The sequence below is a fragment of the Rudanella paleaurantiibacter genome, from assembly GCF_009184635.1.
Classification (GTDB): domain Bacteria; phylum Bacteroidota; class Bacteroidia; order Cytophagales; family Spirosomataceae; genus Rudanella; species Rudanella paleaurantiibacter.
In genome coordinates, this window is sequence record NZ_WELI01000001.1 from 303,816 (window position 1) to 318,267 (window position 14,452).

A 14,452-nucleotide genomic window follows, 5' to 3' on the forward strand; every position below is an offset into this window, starting at 1 on the left:
GGAAGCCTACAGTTTGTAACGGAGTGATAAAAAAGCGCCTGTGCTGAATAAATGGACTTTAAAATAGCCAATTTCTTTCAGCGACATTTTCAGAAACGGCTCCACTTGCCACGAAAAACGCCGACTCAGGGGACGTTCGTAACCAGCCGAGATATTTAACTGACTGAACCCGTACCGACCGGTATTGCCCGACCAGGACCGAAACCGGATGCGCGGGTCGGTGGGGTCTTCGTACTGGTAGTCGTAGGTTTCTTTGCGCATGATGTACGTGGTGGCTCCGGCGCTCACAAACACACGGGCGGGTGGCCGCTGCGGGTTAACTGTCCGTTGGAATACATCATATCGAATATTGATCGGCACGTCGAACATATCACACCGCCCTTCGACGCCTACCGGCCGAACGGGCCATTTCAGATACCCCGGCCAGTAATACTGATCGGCCCGGGCGTTGTACAACTTAACGCTGCGAATAAGACCAGCCTGCACGCTCCACCGATTGGTAATGCGGTACTCGGCCAGCAAACCGGCGTTGGTGCCGGGCCGGGTAAAGCCCGAAAGGCCAATACCGCTCAGATCAGGCGAAACCACCAGCCGAACACTCAGCCCCTGCTCCCGCACGGGTTGGCTCGCTACAGGGGCGTTTACTACGGGTGGGGCCGTGCGGTCGGGTATATCGAGGGTTGTCCACTGGGGCCAATGCAGCGCTTGCCGATGCGTCAGGGTCGTTGTCGGCTCAGACGGGAGAGCCGTTTCAGTTGGTGTGATTCCATCCGTTTCTACGTCTGCTTCTGACCGCAAGGCGTCTGGGCGATTCGGAACTCCATCCGTTGGCTGAGCCGGGGGAGCCTGAATACCCTGGTCAGCTTCGGCCCGGATTGCCAGGCCGGAAGGTGTGTCGCGGTTGGCGGCCGTGTAGCGAGCCGATAAAGGTTGCCGGACGACGGGCCAGCGCAGTCGCCGATTCTGGCTGGTCTCACTCTGCATAGGTTGGTATGTAGGTCGTCCGGCAATGTCGTTGCGGGGGTTTGCCCGCTCCCGAAGGTTGATGGCTATGCGTTGATCATCGGCTTCGGGTACTGTTGTCTGTATTTTGGTCAACGGTCGGTTTGGCACCGGGTTCGTAGCCTGCGTTGGGCGTAACACTACGCCCGCTGGGCTGTTGGTCGCTGTTGCTACGGCTGGTTGCCCAGGCACGGCGGGTTTGGCCGCCGACACACCCGTTTCGCTACCGGCTGGGTTGTCGGTTCCGCTGCGAATGGCAGATTGCTCAGCTACCGGTTGTGACTGCGAAGCGGCCCGGGCAAGGGGCTGCCCGCCCGAAGCCGCTGCTCCAACCGGCAATCGGGGGGCTGCCCCTTGTCTGGGCAGGGCTGTGGGCTCGCTTTGGGCCTGCCGGTAGCTGTACCAACCTCCGCTTAGCAGCAGAAGGAGGCCCAACAGGCCCAGGCTCCAGCGGAGCAGCCTACCCCAGCCCGCAATTCGGTCGCGCTCGTCGAGCTGGGCGCTCATGCTTGTCCAGGCGGCAGGGTCATACGGGGGCTCAAACTCTTCAGCTGATTTTCTGAAGAGCCGGTCGAGGCCGTCGAAGGCCGCGTCGTTATCGGGTTGCTCTTGCATACTCATCGTTGCCTTTTTTTTGAATCATGGCCCGCAGGTTTTCCCGCGCTCTGGCTAAGTTTGATTTCGATGCGCCCACCGAAATCCCGAGTTGCCCGGCTATTTCGTCGTGGCTAAATCCGTCAATCACGTACAGGTTAAATACCAGCCGGTAAGCTGGCGACAGTTGTTGAATAAGTGCAATCAATTCTTCGTGGGCGAGTTGGCTGTACGCATCGGCCATATCGGTCGATACGTGTCCGGCTTCGCCCATATCTTCGTGCTGATGGCGTACCGACGCCCGGTAGTGGTCAACGGCCGTGTTGATCAGGATTCGGCGGAGCCAACCCTTGAATGGCTGGTTGATGTCGTACCCATCGAGCCGGGTGAACACTTTCAGAAACCCATCATTGAGCACTTCTAGGGCTTCTTCCCGCGAGTGGGTGTACCGCATACAAACGCTCATGGCGTACCCGTAAAACTGCCGGTAAAGCAGTTCCTGGCCCCGTCGCTCATTGCGCAGGCAACGAGCGATCAGGTCAGGTAGAGCCGGTGAGTTGGGCGAGTTAGCCATCCGATCAAGCGTTCATCAAAACGGGTCGTTACTCTTGAGCAATTGCACCGAGAGCAAGGCGGGCGTGTGCCAATAGCCTGCTTTAGGTGGGGTACTAAATGGGTGCTTCGGGTGTACTGGCATTGACAATGGGCCAAACGTTGGGCCGGGGAAAACTAACCCCTTTGGTGGCTCCGCGTGTGGTACCATCTCCGCCGAAGTAATACAACGGCCAGCCTTTATAAGTCAACTGGTTGCGCCCAAAAACCGTAATGCTGCCGAAGTCTGCTTTTTTCAGCGACGAGGGCAATTCGCCCAGAGCCGACGCCGGAACTTCAAACAGCGGCCAGGTGGGGTTGTTGCTAAAGTCCTGCCGGGTGTAATTATTCTTGTTTTTCCGGTCATTCGCAAATGCGTATAGGGCCATTCCGCGGGCGTCGGTCAAATACAGGGTGCTACCGGTGCCTTCGGTATAAGCGATAGTATTGGCGGTGACATAATTTTTGCCATCGTGCCCCACCAGTTGGGTGTTCCCGATCAGAATGGAGTAATTGGGTTTGGCTGCCATCCAGACCCCGCCCACATTGTCGCCGAGTACATCGCCCGCTTTGGCATCGTTTTTAAAATAGTACAGCGGCCAGCCTTTGTAAGCCGTCTGGAGCCGCCCATCGGGCCGGTTAATCACGGTAAAGTCGGTTGCATTGAGCCCGGTACCCACTTGCAGGGCGCTCGGCTCCGCGTAGAAGGTAACCCAGTTGGTTAGGCATTGGGGGGATGTGCAAGCCGATGTTCCATTGACATCCGAAGCAAAGAAGTAGAGCGTTTTGCCGCCACTGCCCGTCAGAACCGGCCCGAGTGCGGTGGTGGTGAGATTTACACTTGCGTCATCAACTGCACCAACCGGTTCGGTGGTGTCGTTATCGCAGGCCATCATGGAAAGAGTCACGGCCAGCGCCAGAAACAGGCTGCGGCCAGGAATAGTAAAATGCATAGTCAACAGTGATTGTGAATTGGCAATACGACAGTTGAACCGGTTCATCTGACAATACGGAGCGTAATGGCGGACAGTTGCGTCGGGCAAAAAATAAACCCTCAAAACCGGGATCTTCCAGCTTTTGAGGGTCTATTTTCGGTTTATTGTTTCTGGTTTATCGTTTTTGGTGGGTTCCGGGCTACGTGTCAGGTAGACGTTTCCGCAACGCGTCACTAAAAACGTTTACCCCTTCAGGATCGCGTGACCCATCTTGTCGCGTTTGGTGCGCAGATAGGCTTCGTTGTGGGGGTTGGCCGGAATTTCGATGGCAACGGAGTCGACAATTTCAATGCCGTAACCCATAAGACCCGCCCGTTTCTTAGGGTTGTTCGAAATGAGCCGGACTTTGCTGATGCCGAGGTCGCGCATAATCTGAGCGCCTACGCCGTAGTCGCGGGCGTCCATTGGCAGGCCCAGCTCCAGGTTAGCCTCTACCGTGTCGCGGCCCAGCTCCTGAAGTTTATACGCCTTCAGTTTGTTAATCAGCCCGATACCGCGCCCTTCCTGATTCATGTACAGCACCACGCCTTTACCTTCGCGCTCAACCATGCTCATGGCCGCGTGGAGTTGCCCCCCGCAGTCGCACCGGCACGATCCGAAAATATCGCCCGTGACGCACGATGAATGTACACGCACCAGCACGGGCTCGCCCGGCTCCCAGGACCCTTTCACCAGGGCCAGGTGCGTATCGTCGGTGTTGGTTTGTTTAAACGCGATCAGGTCGAAATGCCCCCACTCGGTGGGCATGTCTACGCCAATTTCGCGCCGGATAAGGCTCTCCGTACGAAGCCGGTACGCAATCAGATCCTGAATACTCACGAGCACCATACCAAACCGGTCGGCAATTTCGCGGAGTTGCGGCAACCGGGCCATCGTACCATCTTCGTTCAGGACTTCAATCAGCACGCCTACGGGTTGCAGACCCGCCAGCCGGGCCAGATCAACGGCGGCCTCGGTATGGCCGGCCCGCCGGATTACGCCCCCTTCAACGGCCCGAAGCGGGAAAATATGCCCGGGGCGGCCCAAATCTTCGGGTCGGGTGTTGGGGTCTACGAGCGCCTGAATGGTTTTAGATCGGTCAGAAGCCGAAATGCCTGTGGTACAGCCGTTACCGAGCAAATCGACCGAAACCGTAAACGGAGTAGTGTGCACCGAGGTATTGTCGCCAACCATCATGGTAAGGCCCAATTCGTCGCAGCGTTCCTGCGTAAGCGGGGCGCACATAAGACCGCGCCCTTCTTTGGTCATGAAGTTGACAATTTCGGGCGTAATCTTTTCGGCGGCACAAATCATGTCGCCTTCATTCTCACGGTCCTCATCGTCAACGACGAGGATAATCTTTCCGTCACGGATGGCAGCGATGGCGTCCTCAATTCGGTCGAGCCGAATCGGATTTTCATCACTACTGGTATTATTATTGCTCATAGCGAGTTGGCTGGTAGCAGTGAATTTGTTGATGAACTAACGATTCACCACAAAGATACGTTCGGGAGGGCGCTAAAACGACCCGTAAGGCGTTGATAATGCATCAGCAAACGGATTTTAGATAACGATCAAACGGTTACTTTCTGTGAGGTGCTTTGTGGATTACCGGGGCTTTGCGCCCGGTTGGGTTGCGTTTAACCGGGCGGTTTACGGCGTTGCTGTATCGGGCCGGTTGTTGAAGGTACTGGGCTGGGCCGCTATCGCTCTGGGGTGGTTTGGCGGAGGTATCTCCCTGGCGCAGAACTATTGCCAGCCGCAGCCCGGCGTTACGGCGGGAGGTTTTACCCTCAACCGCACACGGGTATGTGCCAATAGCAACACCAATTTTTCGGTGACGAACACGGTAGCTGGTGCAAAAAATATCCAGTACATTTTTGGCTACAATGGCAACGGTTTACCCACCACCGGCGGTGTCTCCGACTTGACCGGTACCTCCACCGTTACGCTCCCTACAAGTTCTACACCCGGCACTTACACCATTCTACAAATTGGAAGTGGTGGTGGAACAAATGCTCCTCTGGCTAAGTGCGAAACCGTCACTGTACTGCCCAATGCACCTATTTCGTTTTCGGCTGTTTCCTGTTCGGGGCGGAAAGCAACCCTGAGCTTTGCGCTGACAAACATCACCAGTCAGTACGACGCTGTTCGGGTTGATTGGGGCGATGGGGCTGTCATTGATTACTATACCACGCAGGCCCAGAACGGACCCGCTATTGAGCATACGTACACCAGTACCAACCCGGTGACGATCAAGGTTGAGGGACGGTACTTCAATGTAAGTGACTGCAATGCGCTCCAAAGTACGTTTACCGTAACGCCTGTTGATACCCCGCCCGCGCCCCCCGTGGTTACCAATCTGACCACCGTAGATGCCAACACCATTCGAATGCGGGTGCAGGGCGCAGCCAATACACCCATTCAGATCTGGCAACGGGGTGCCGGAGGAGCGTTTCAGCCTACCAACCAAACAGCCCTGAGCGGCCAAACGGTTACTATCGCAGCCAATACGGCCCAAAGCCAGTGTTTTCAACTGCGTACCGCGAGCGAATGCCCGGCACCGACCTCGACCGAAGAATATTGCAGTATTGTGTTAAATGCGCAGTCGGGGGCTAACCGGGTTGATCTGACATGGGCGCCATACACGGCCACCACCAGTGGTAGTTTCCGCTGGAGCCTCAACAAAGATGGTTTCACGTTGCCTATTCAGGGGGCCTCAAACCGCAATACCAGCACGTATACAGATGCCAACGGGATTGTTTGTGGGGAGCGGTATTGCTATCAGGTACAGGCGCAGATTGGTAATACAACCATTGTTTCCAACTCTATTTGTGTGACGGGCTCCAACGGGCAACCGCCCCAGCCTATGACTGACATTCGGGTGAGTGTTGAAACGGATGGGTCGGTTCGGTATCAGGCGTTACAGCCGAGCGTGGGGGCTACCACCAATTTTACTACGATTATCTCCCGCGCCGACTCGCCCAGCGGGCCGTTCAATGTAGTGGGGCAAACAACCAACGACGCTATTTTTATTGACAAATCGGCCAAAACGAGCAGTCAGGCGTATTGCTACCGGGTGGTGTATCGCAATGCCTGCGGGCAGGAGTCGGACCCCTCGGCCTCGGCTTGTACCATCTGGTTGCGCTCCGATTCGCCGGGTGCCCTCGACTGGACCGCCGACTCACCCTTTGGCCCAATTCCCGTAGTGGAGTACGAAGTTGAAATCATTGACCGAATCACGGGCAATGTGTTACGCCGGCAACCGGTGGGTAGTAACACCCATTTTGAGCCCGACCGCAGCGACCCCGACCTGCCCTTGTACCGGTTTGTGATTGTGGCTACAGCCACCAATGGGTTCAGTAGCCGGTCGAACCCGTATGAATTGAACCTCGAAGCCGGTATCTTTGCACCGACGGCCTTCACCCCGAACGGCGACGGTATCAACGACCGTTTCCAGGCGAAAGGGTTTTTCACCGACAACTACCGGCTGACTATCTTCGATCGCTGGGGCTCGGTGATCTACAGCACTACAAGTTCCGACGAGAACGACGGCTGGGACGGCACCCTCAACGGGCAGCCTGCTCCGGCGAGTACCTACGTCTGGCGCGTTGAGGTGACCGATGGATCGGGCAAAAAGACCGTCAAATCAGATTCAGTGCTGCTGATTCGGTAAAAGACAGTTGTTTTAAGTACCCCACCCCAACCCCTTCCCGATAGGGAGGGGCCTAAGTTGAGCGTAAGCCTAGTCCCTCCCTATCGGGGAGGGGTTGGGGTGGGGTGCAAGACAGTTTTAGTGGTGAGCGTTCACCCGATGTGGTTTATGAGAGCTGGGGCGTAGGCGAGTAATCGGGCGTCAGCAACTCCAAACGAAAAACCATAAACGAAAAACTTAAAGAAGATATGTTCGGAAACTTAGGAAATATGATGGACATGTTCGGGAAGATGAAAGACATTCAGGCCCGAATGCAGGAAGCCCAACAGAGTCTCTCCACTCTCACCGAAACAGGCGAGTCGGGGGCGGGTATGGTGCGGGCCACCGTCAATGGTCTCAAGCAGGTGATCAAACTTGACATTGATCCGGACATGGTGAAATCAATCGGTACCTCCAACGACGACCGTGAGATGCTTCAGGATCTGGTGGTAGCGGCCATCAACAAAGCCATGGAGACAATGGAGCCCAAAATCCGTGAACACCTTCGCAAATCGACCGAAGGCCTATTGCCCAATATTCCCGGAATGGACCTGGGTAGCATGATGCCGTAACTTTTAAAAATAGTTTACAGTTGCGTGTTTACAGTTTGCAGTTAGCTGCCGCTGGGAGCTCAAATCTGTAAGCCGCAAACCATCTGAATGACCCGGCTTGCCTTAGTTATCCTTAACTACAACGGACAAACATTTCTGGAGCAGTTTCTGCCGCTGGTACTCCAACACGCCGACGGGCACCCGGTTTTTGTGGCCGACAATGCCTCTACCGATGGGTCGGTGGCGTATTTGCAGGCCAATTTTCCGGCCGTAACGGTCGTCCGGCTCACGCGTAACACGGGCTATGCCGGTGGCTATAACGAAGCTCTCGAACAAATTCGGCAGGTACACGGCGGGGCTACGTATTACGCGCTCGTCAACTCCGATATTGAACCGACTGCAGGCTGGATTGAGCCAATTCTGCGCCTGATGGATGCCAACCCGCGTATTGCGGCCTGTCAACCCAAAATCCGTGATTTCAACCGGCGCGACCTTTTCGAGCACGCTGGTGCGGCTGGTGGCTACCTCGACTACCTCGGCTACGTGTTTTGCCGGGGCCGTGTATTTGCCACGTTCGAGCCCGACCGGGGGCAGTACAACGACAACCGGCGCGTGTTCTGGGCAACGGGGGCCTGTCTGGTGGTTCGGGCCGATGTGTTTCACCAGTCGGGGGGCTTTGATGCCCATTTTTTTGCCCACATGGAGGAAATCGACTGGTGCTGGCGCATACAGCGGCTGGGCTACGAGGCCTGGGCGTGTGGTGAGTCGACGGTGTACCACGTTGGCGGGGGCACCCTGCCCAAAGTAAACCCCCACAAAACGTATCTGAACTACCGCAACAGCCTGTACATGTTGTACAAAAACCTGCCTTCGGGCTGGTTATGGCCCAAGTTGCTGTTTCGGTTGGTACTCGACGGTCTGTCGTCGGTATTGTTTCTGAAACAGGGGCAGATAGCCGATGTCTGGGCTATTATTCGGGCGCACTTTGCTTTTTACGGGCACCTGCCTACCCTCATGAAACAACGCCGGGCGCTGAAACCCCAACAACAACTCTCCGAGCTGCCGGTGGTGCAACAAAGCATTGTGTGGCAGTATTTTGCCAACAAAAAACAGACGTACGCTGAATTGGTCGAGAATGGGTAGGCGTGTGTTCCAGGCGCATGTTGCATGCACCCGGAAGCCCATCCCGGAAAACTCCTGCTACAATTCCCAGATGGTAGGGTGGGCGTGGCGCCGGAGGTGTTTGTTCATCTCCATCCAGAATGCCAGCACCAGATAAATAACGACGGGTGAGCCGAGCGTCAGAAACGAGGTGTAAATGAAATACAGCCGGATGCTGCTGGCGGAGATATTCATGCGTTCACCCAGAACTGAGCAAACACCAAAAGCTTGTTTTTCGACGAAGTATCTGATCTTGTTCATGAAGCTAAGCGCCTGCTGGGCAATGTATATACGTTGAACTCGGTATTACACAACGAAAACCTACAGGATTTTGTTTAGTGGCCTGTTACTCAAAATAAACCATTTATTTAACGGCCTTAAATTAGTGAAAAGTTTTGCGGTTGTGTGGAACAAATTTACTTCTTTTGTGTTCAAAGGGAGTCGGTTATCTTATCAAGATGCCACACACTGCCTGACAAAGTGCGTTCAGTTGATTGCCAAGTACTCTTGTTTGCGTCTTTGGTGCCTATTGCGTCCTTTGTAAGAAAGTGCCTTTTTAATGTTTTATTTTTTACTTTTTACAATCATGCAAACAGGAGTAGTAAAGTTTTTCAACGAAAGCAAAGGGTACGGTTTTATTGTTGATGATGAGTCGAAGAAAGAAATCTTCGTACACATCACCGGCCTGAACGGCGTCACGATCCGTGAAAACGATCAGGTACAGTACGAAGTAGTTGATGGCAAGAAAGGCCTCAACGCCGTTAAAGTACAGAAACTGTAAGGAAGGGGGCTTGTCCCTGACTTTTCAACATACAAACCCCGCCCGGTCACCAGGCGGGGTTTTTTGTGACCTATAATCCAGTTTGTCGCTCACTTTAGCGGGTTCGCCCACCGTTCAAATCAATTCATGTTGAAAATAGATATTTGTGTTTGTGACGTACTGCTTTTCATCCTAGTTTTACGCGATTCACTATTACTAATTCATTCATGAAAAAAGTATTCCTTTTCTTGATGCTCACCGTAGCCAGCATGAGTGCTTTTGCTGCCGATGCATCCGTTGAAGCGTACATGGTCGATGACCAGCAAGTAGAGCAGTTGATCGCCCAGAGCGAAGACATCAGCCTGTCAGTTGTGCAGAACGATATGCTGCAAAACCAGTCGGCAATGACCGCCATGACAGCTGCTCCAACGCAGGTGAAAGCCAACAAAGAGTTTGTTCCGGCTCTGTTGCTGAACCTGTTCCTGGGTGGTCTGGGTATTCACCGTCTGTACCTGGGTACCAAGCCACTTACCTGGATTGGTTACATCCTGACGTGTGGTGGTATCTTTGGCGTTGTACCTCTTGTTGACTTGATCGTCCTGATCATCAACAACGACAACCTGTCGCCTTATATCGACAACCCGAAGTTCTTTATGTGGGCTAAGTAAGGGCTCAAAGTCTATGAAATGAAAGAAGGCATCTCACCCGGTGAGATGCCTTCTTTTTTATACCTTTTGCAGCGTTGGTTTATTGGCTAAGTGCCAAGATACAATCGAATGTATAGTGCAGATATTCTTCATTGTACATTCACTTGTCTACCTGTTTGAGTACTTCTTTCTTCACCGTCTCATTGAACTGCCGTACCTGTCGGCTGTTGTATTCCTTGACGAGATTTTGCGACCGGCGAATTCCTCCCGCGTGAAACGACCCGAACAGGGCGGCTCCAACACCCCAGGCCGAGAGGTAGTAACCCGCCAGAAAGTTGGTAACCCCGAAATACAAACCCGCCGACTGCACCAGAATGCTCAGGATCGCTTCGCCCGGTTTGCCCGCATAAAATTGACCCCCGCCCGGTATGAACGTAGAGAGACGTTCGGCCTTTTGTTCGCTCTTGAGCCGGGGGAGTTGCCTGTAAGGGGTCTTTGTGGTGTCGGCACCAGCCTGCGCAAGCAATTGCTGATAGGCGGCCCCGGCTTCGGGCCAGCGCTGTAGTTCGTTGAGCGACAGAATCCGTACTACACGCGTCAGCGGGGTTTCGGTGGGGCGGTCGGGGTGAAGGTAGGGCAGGCGTTCCAGTAAGGAGAGGGCGTTTTCAAACTGCCCGGCCAGATACGCACAGGTAATTTGCTCGTGCCGTAGTACCAGCAGCACCGAGTCGGGGTAGATATTGGTGACCTCGCCGTTGAGGTACTGCACGGCGGGGGCAAATCGTCCCTGTTGTTTCAGGCAGTGTACCTTACCGAATACAGCCGACAGCCGGGCCGCCGAATCGGCTTCTTCAAAACCGACCCGGTCGTAGGCGATGCCTGCTTCGAAAAAACGCCCGGCCCCGGCCAGCGAGTCGGCCTGTTGCAACCACCACTGCGCCAGCGACTGCCCGTTAGTTAAGCAGGTTGCGCACAGGAATGTGCATATCAAACAGAATCTTGTTATCATACTCGCGCCTGAATTCGTTGCGTTTGACTTTCACGGATAGAATACTGCCCCAGATATTGCCGACGTAGAAAACCGTAAACAATGACCCGAAGCCAATGAACCGGGCACTGCGCGGGCCATCTTTTCGTAGGCCCTCGTACGTGAGCAACCCAAGCGACAGAATGGGCAGAAAGGCCGCAATCCCCTGTTTTGTTTTGCCCGCGTAAATTTTGCCTAAGCCCGGCAACGCGGCACTGTACAGACCTGCTACCAACGGCGACCGGCGTTTTTCGGCACGCAGGGTCGAGTCGTAACGGTTGAGCCGTTGCTGTTCATTGACCAGGGCATACGAGCGGTAGGTAAACGACTGCCGTTGGGCCTCATAGTCGGCATACCGGCGTTGTAACAGGGCCAGCCCGCCTAATTGCAGGGCTTTAAGCTCGCGAAACGTCGAGTCCGGCGTGGGCAGGGTTTGCATAGCCACACGGGCTGAGTCGCGGTTGCCGACAAAGGCAAGGCAGTACGCACCAAAGTAGCGAGACTTGGTGTAAAACGGCGAAGTTGCCGATACCGACAAAAGTTTCCGGTGCGCTACCGTTAAGTCTTTGCTGGTGTAGGCAAGCCAGCCCCGAAAATAATTGAGCGAGTCGCGCTGTGCGTTGGTTTGGGCCAGTGGTTCGAGCCGCTCGAGGACGTAAACGGCTTCAGTAACGGCCTCTTTGTCGGCCAGATACTGCGCAAATTGCCACTCGCGCCCAAACGAAATAGGAGGTTGCGCGTACGCTCCCGATAAACTCATCCAAAGCAACAACGCCCCATAGTGAAGCCATTTCATCGGTACCAGCTGAGAGAATCCAGAACGGTGCCGTCCTGTTCGTTGATGTTAATAAGCCGTACGTCGAGTAACCCGATGCGGTTGCAACGGGTAATGCGGTCGGCACTCAGAAAAACGCCTTTCACAAGGCCGTACTGTTCAATGGCGCTTTTGCTGAAGTTGGAGCAGGTGAGTTGGTAAGGGCAGGAGCGAGCCAACTGCTGCGACATGAGCCGCTGATACCCTAGCATGGCTCCTTTGAGCGTGAGCGATACGGGGTTATAACGCGCCAGCCAGCTTTGTCGGCGGGTAGCCAGAGTACGGTTGCTGTTGCCTGCCCGACGATACTGCGCAAACTCGTCGCCCGTTCGGAAATCCCGGCTGGCAATTAGCTGAAGGTCGGCTTGCTGACGGCTCTGAGCCAGAGCCGGGTAGCAGCAAAGCACCACGAATAGAGACGCGATAATTCGCGTTGTATTCCGTAAAAGATTTCGCGTTTTAGTCGGGATTTTTACCATGACAAAGGCTGACGCACAAGAGCCACAATGTGCTGTACATGAGCTACAAGATAGTGTGGCTCTACAGAGGGCTCAAACGATTTATTCGACACGGGCATTGGCCGGTATGCTGTACTGAAAATATGGACTGTTGGCATCGCCGTTGATTTTGATACCGCCGTAGGTGGTTTTGGCTACGGTTGAGTCGGCACCGTCGTACACAATCTCGGTTGTCGCCATCGGAAACGGACGCCCGTCGATTGGTTGGTAGCTGTAGTAAAACACCTTGCGGATAACCTTACCAGCGGTGTTTTTATAATCCATGTAAATCGGGTTGGCTTTATCGAACACCACTTTAACCCGTTGAATGGCCGCTTTGGGGTCGGGGGTTTTGAGTCGCCACTCGGTCACGAGCAGTTTGCCGGTATTGTAAGTGCGGTCTTGCACAAACCCGAGCTGAATAAGGCCCATATCGGCAGTAGCCCCCGTCAGAAAGTACGCCAGTTGGGTAGTCGAGGTGCTGAACGCGTTGTTCTGGTAGCGCATGACGGCGTTCCGGCGAGGGTCATAAATGCGGGTTTCGCCCAGCTTGTTAGCCAGAATCACGATCTCCTGCGGAAAAGTAAAGTGTGTGACCATGTTACCATTGCGCTGGTAATACACCTCGCCCCGGACCGTCACTGATTTTCCTTTTTGTACCTGCCGGGTTGTCATTGTCGCCGACAGCCGCTCAACCGTTTGTGGGGCCGCTATAAACGCAAACAGGCTCAACAGGAGCCCGGCGAAAAGAACGTTTCTCATGGATCGTAAATAGAGAGTGATTGAGCGAACCCATTTCGAAAATAGTATTCACTCAATCACTCAGTTAGGTGGTTTAGGTTTTTAGTGCACCAAACGTGGAACATAGGGGAGAGAATGGGGCCCCTAAGCTAAAAACCCGAAACGACTTGAGGCAATGAATAATGTAGAATGAATAATGTAAAAAAGTGGATAATGCAAAATGGATAATGAATAGGTTGGTAATCATTGTTCATTACTCATTATGCATTACTCATTACGCATTCCCCATTGTACATTCACTTAAATGCCCAGATCGAGGGTCTTCAGTACGTCGTTCATGTTCCGAACGGCATCAGCCGACTTGTTGAAGGCCGCCTGCTCTTCGTCGTTCAGTTTGTAGTCGATGATTTGCTCCCAGCCGTTTTTGCCGATCACTACGGGTACGCCGAGGCAGATGTCCGACTGACCGTACTCACCGTCGAGGGCTACGCAGCAGGGGAAAATGTGCTTCTGATCGCGCACGATGCTCTCAACCAGTTCAGCCACGGCAGCACCCGGTGCGTACCAAGCCGACGTACCAATCAGTTTGGTCAGGGTGGCACCGCCCACCATGGTATCAGCGGCTACTTTCTGGAGGGTCTCACCGTCGAGGAACTGACCAACCGGAATACCGTTGCGGGTAGCCAAACGCGTGAGCGGAATCATGGTCGTATCACCGTGACCGCCGATTACAGTACCCTGAATATCGTTCGGGGGGCAGTCGAGGGCCAATGACAGATACGTTTTGAAGCGGGCCGAGTCAAGAATACCACCCATACCGATGATCCGGTTTTTGGGCAGCCCTGATGTTTTGAGCGACAGGTAGGTCATTGTGTCCATCGGGTTCGACACAATGATGATGATCGCTTCGGGTGAGTGCTTCAGGATGTTATCGGTTACGCCCTTCACGATATTGGCGTTTGTGCCAATCAGTTCTTCACGCGTCATACCGGGCTTGCGGGGCAGACCCGACGTGATCACGACTACATCTGAACCCGCTGTTTTTGCGTAATCATTGGTAGAGCCCGTGATTTTGGTATCGAAGCCACAAAGGGTGGCCGTCTGAAACATATCGAGTGCCTTGCCTTCGCTGAGACCTTCTTTGATGTCGAGCAATACGACTTCCTGAGCGAGTTGACGGCGGGCGATGTTATCGGCGCAGGTTGCCCCAACGGCACCTGCTCCTACTACGGTTATTTTCATACGGTTATAAAGGACTGCTGTCCGGGTTTTGACGTTTTGAAACCGGCCGCAAAATTACGGCCTGGATTGTGGACAAACCAATCTATTTTGAAAGAGATATGGCAAACTGCCCACATCTTTTTGTAAACGGGTTTGCCGCCCACGGTGCGCTCTGACC

At 54.2% G+C, this 14,452-nt stretch carries 15 protein-coding genes; 5 read left to right on the plus strand and 10 right to left on the minus strand.

From position 1 onward, the window contains the following. Positions 1-6 precede the first annotated feature (6 nt). The 4 genes from F5984_RS01300 to F5984_RS01315 all read right to left on the minus strand — a co-directional run bounded on the left by F5984_RS01300 (position 7) and on the right by F5984_RS01315 (position 4,607). Positions 7-1,617 (minus strand): hypothetical protein, encoded by a 1,611-nt coding sequence (locus tag F5984_RS01300; RefSeq protein ID WP_152122091.1) that lies wholly within the window; start codon positions 1,615-1,617, stop codon positions 7-9. Continuing rightward, positions 1,598-2,170, minus strand: coding sequence for an RNA polymerase sigma factor (locus F5984_RS01305; protein WP_152122093.1), 573 nt, complete (start codon positions 2,168-2,170; stop codon positions 1,598-1,600). Before F5984_RS01305 ends, F5984_RS01300 begins: the two co-directional genes overlap by 20 nt. A gap of 94 nt (positions 2,171-2,264) precedes the next feature. Next, positions 2,265-3,140, minus strand: coding sequence for a COG4315 family predicted lipoprotein (locus tag F5984_RS01310; protein WP_246168759.1), 876 nt, complete (start codon positions 3,138-3,140; stop codon positions 2,265-2,267). Positions 3,141-3,365: 225 nt separating this feature from the next. Then, on the minus strand, positions 3,366-4,607 hold the full coding sequence (locus F5984_RS01315; RefSeq protein WP_152122096.1) for a bifunctional 3,4-dihydroxy-2-butanone-4-phosphate synthase/GTP cyclohydrolase II: 1,242 nt from the start codon (positions 4,605-4,607) through the stop codon (positions 3,366-3,368). Between the two features lie 145 nt (positions 4,608-4,752). On the opposite strand from F5984_RS01315, the gene F5984_RS01320 reads away from it, so the two are divergent. The 3 genes from F5984_RS01320 (at position 4,753) to F5984_RS01330 (ending at position 8,549) form a co-directional block, all read left to right on the plus strand. Continuing rightward, positions 4,753-6,837, plus strand: a complete 2,085-nt coding sequence (locus F5984_RS01320; protein ID WP_152122098.1) for a T9SS type B sorting domain-containing protein — start codon at positions 4,753-4,755, stop codon at positions 6,835-6,837. A 227-nt stretch (positions 6,838-7,064) separates the two neighbouring features. Next, positions 7,065-7,427, plus strand: a complete 363-nt coding sequence (locus tag F5984_RS01325) for a YbaB/EbfC family nucleoid-associated protein (RefSeq protein ID WP_152122100.1) — start codon at positions 7,065-7,067, stop codon at positions 7,425-7,427. Between the two features lie 87 nt (positions 7,428-7,514). Next, positions 7,515-8,549 (plus strand): glycosyltransferase family 2 protein, encoded by a 1,035-nt coding sequence (locus F5984_RS01330; RefSeq protein ID WP_152122101.1) that lies wholly within the window; start codon positions 7,515-7,517, stop codon positions 8,547-8,549. A 57-nt stretch (positions 8,550-8,606) separates the two neighbouring features. Here the strand turns inward: F5984_RS01330 and F5984_RS01335 are convergent, their stop codons facing one another. Next, positions 8,607-8,828 (minus strand): PspC domain-containing protein, encoded by a 222-nt coding sequence (locus tag F5984_RS01335; protein WP_152122103.1) that lies wholly within the window; start codon positions 8,826-8,828, stop codon positions 8,607-8,609. A gap of 325 nt (positions 8,829-9,153) precedes the next feature. Between F5984_RS01335 and F5984_RS01340 the strand changes: the two genes are divergently transcribed. Together F5984_RS01340 and F5984_RS01345 are read left to right on the plus strand one after the other, a co-directional pair. Beyond that, a complete protein-coding gene (locus F5984_RS01340) occupies positions 9,154-9,348 on the plus strand; it encodes a cold-shock protein (protein ID WP_027302881.1) in 195 nt (64 codons plus the stop codon). Positions 9,349-9,554: 206 nt separating this feature from the next. Continuing rightward, positions 9,555-9,995: a TM2 domain-containing protein gene (locus tag F5984_RS01345; protein WP_246168761.1), complete on the plus strand. Its 441-nt coding sequence runs from the start codon at positions 9,555-9,557 to the stop codon at positions 9,993-9,995. Positions 9,996-10,134: 139 nt separating this feature from the next. Here F5984_RS01345 and F5984_RS01350 read toward each other — a convergent pair whose 3' ends face one another. The 5 genes from F5984_RS01350 to mdh all read right to left on the minus strand — a co-directional run bounded on the left by F5984_RS01350 (position 10,135) and on the right by mdh (position 14,295). Further along, a complete protein-coding gene (locus tag F5984_RS01350; RefSeq protein ID WP_246168762.1) occupies positions 10,135-10,965 on the minus strand; it encodes a tetratricopeptide repeat protein in 831 nt (276 codons plus the stop codon). Further along, complete coding sequence (locus F5984_RS01355) at positions 10,928-11,797, minus strand: hypothetical protein (RefSeq protein ID WP_152122105.1); 870 nt, start codon at positions 11,795-11,797, stop codon at positions 10,928-10,930. The genes F5984_RS01350 and F5984_RS01355 overlap by 38 nt, the downstream gene beginning before the upstream one ends. Beyond that, a complete protein-coding gene (gene yidD / locus F5984_RS01360; protein ID WP_246168763.1) occupies positions 11,794-12,222 on the minus strand; it encodes a membrane protein insertion efficiency factor YidD in 429 nt (142 codons plus the stop codon). Before yidD ends, F5984_RS01355 begins: the two co-directional genes overlap by 4 nt. A gap of 153 nt (positions 12,223-12,375) precedes the next feature. Continuing rightward, positions 12,376-13,074 carry a LolA family protein gene (locus tag F5984_RS01365; RefSeq protein ID WP_152122109.1) on the minus strand — a complete coding sequence of 233 codons (699 nt, stop codon included), beginning with the start codon at positions 13,072-13,074 and terminating at the stop codon, positions 12,376-12,378. A gap of 279 nt (positions 13,075-13,353) precedes the next feature. Next, a complete protein-coding gene (gene mdh / locus F5984_RS01370; RefSeq protein ID WP_019987901.1) occupies positions 13,354-14,295 on the minus strand; it encodes a malate dehydrogenase in 942 nt (313 codons plus the stop codon). Positions 14,296-14,452: the final 157 nt, after the last annotated feature.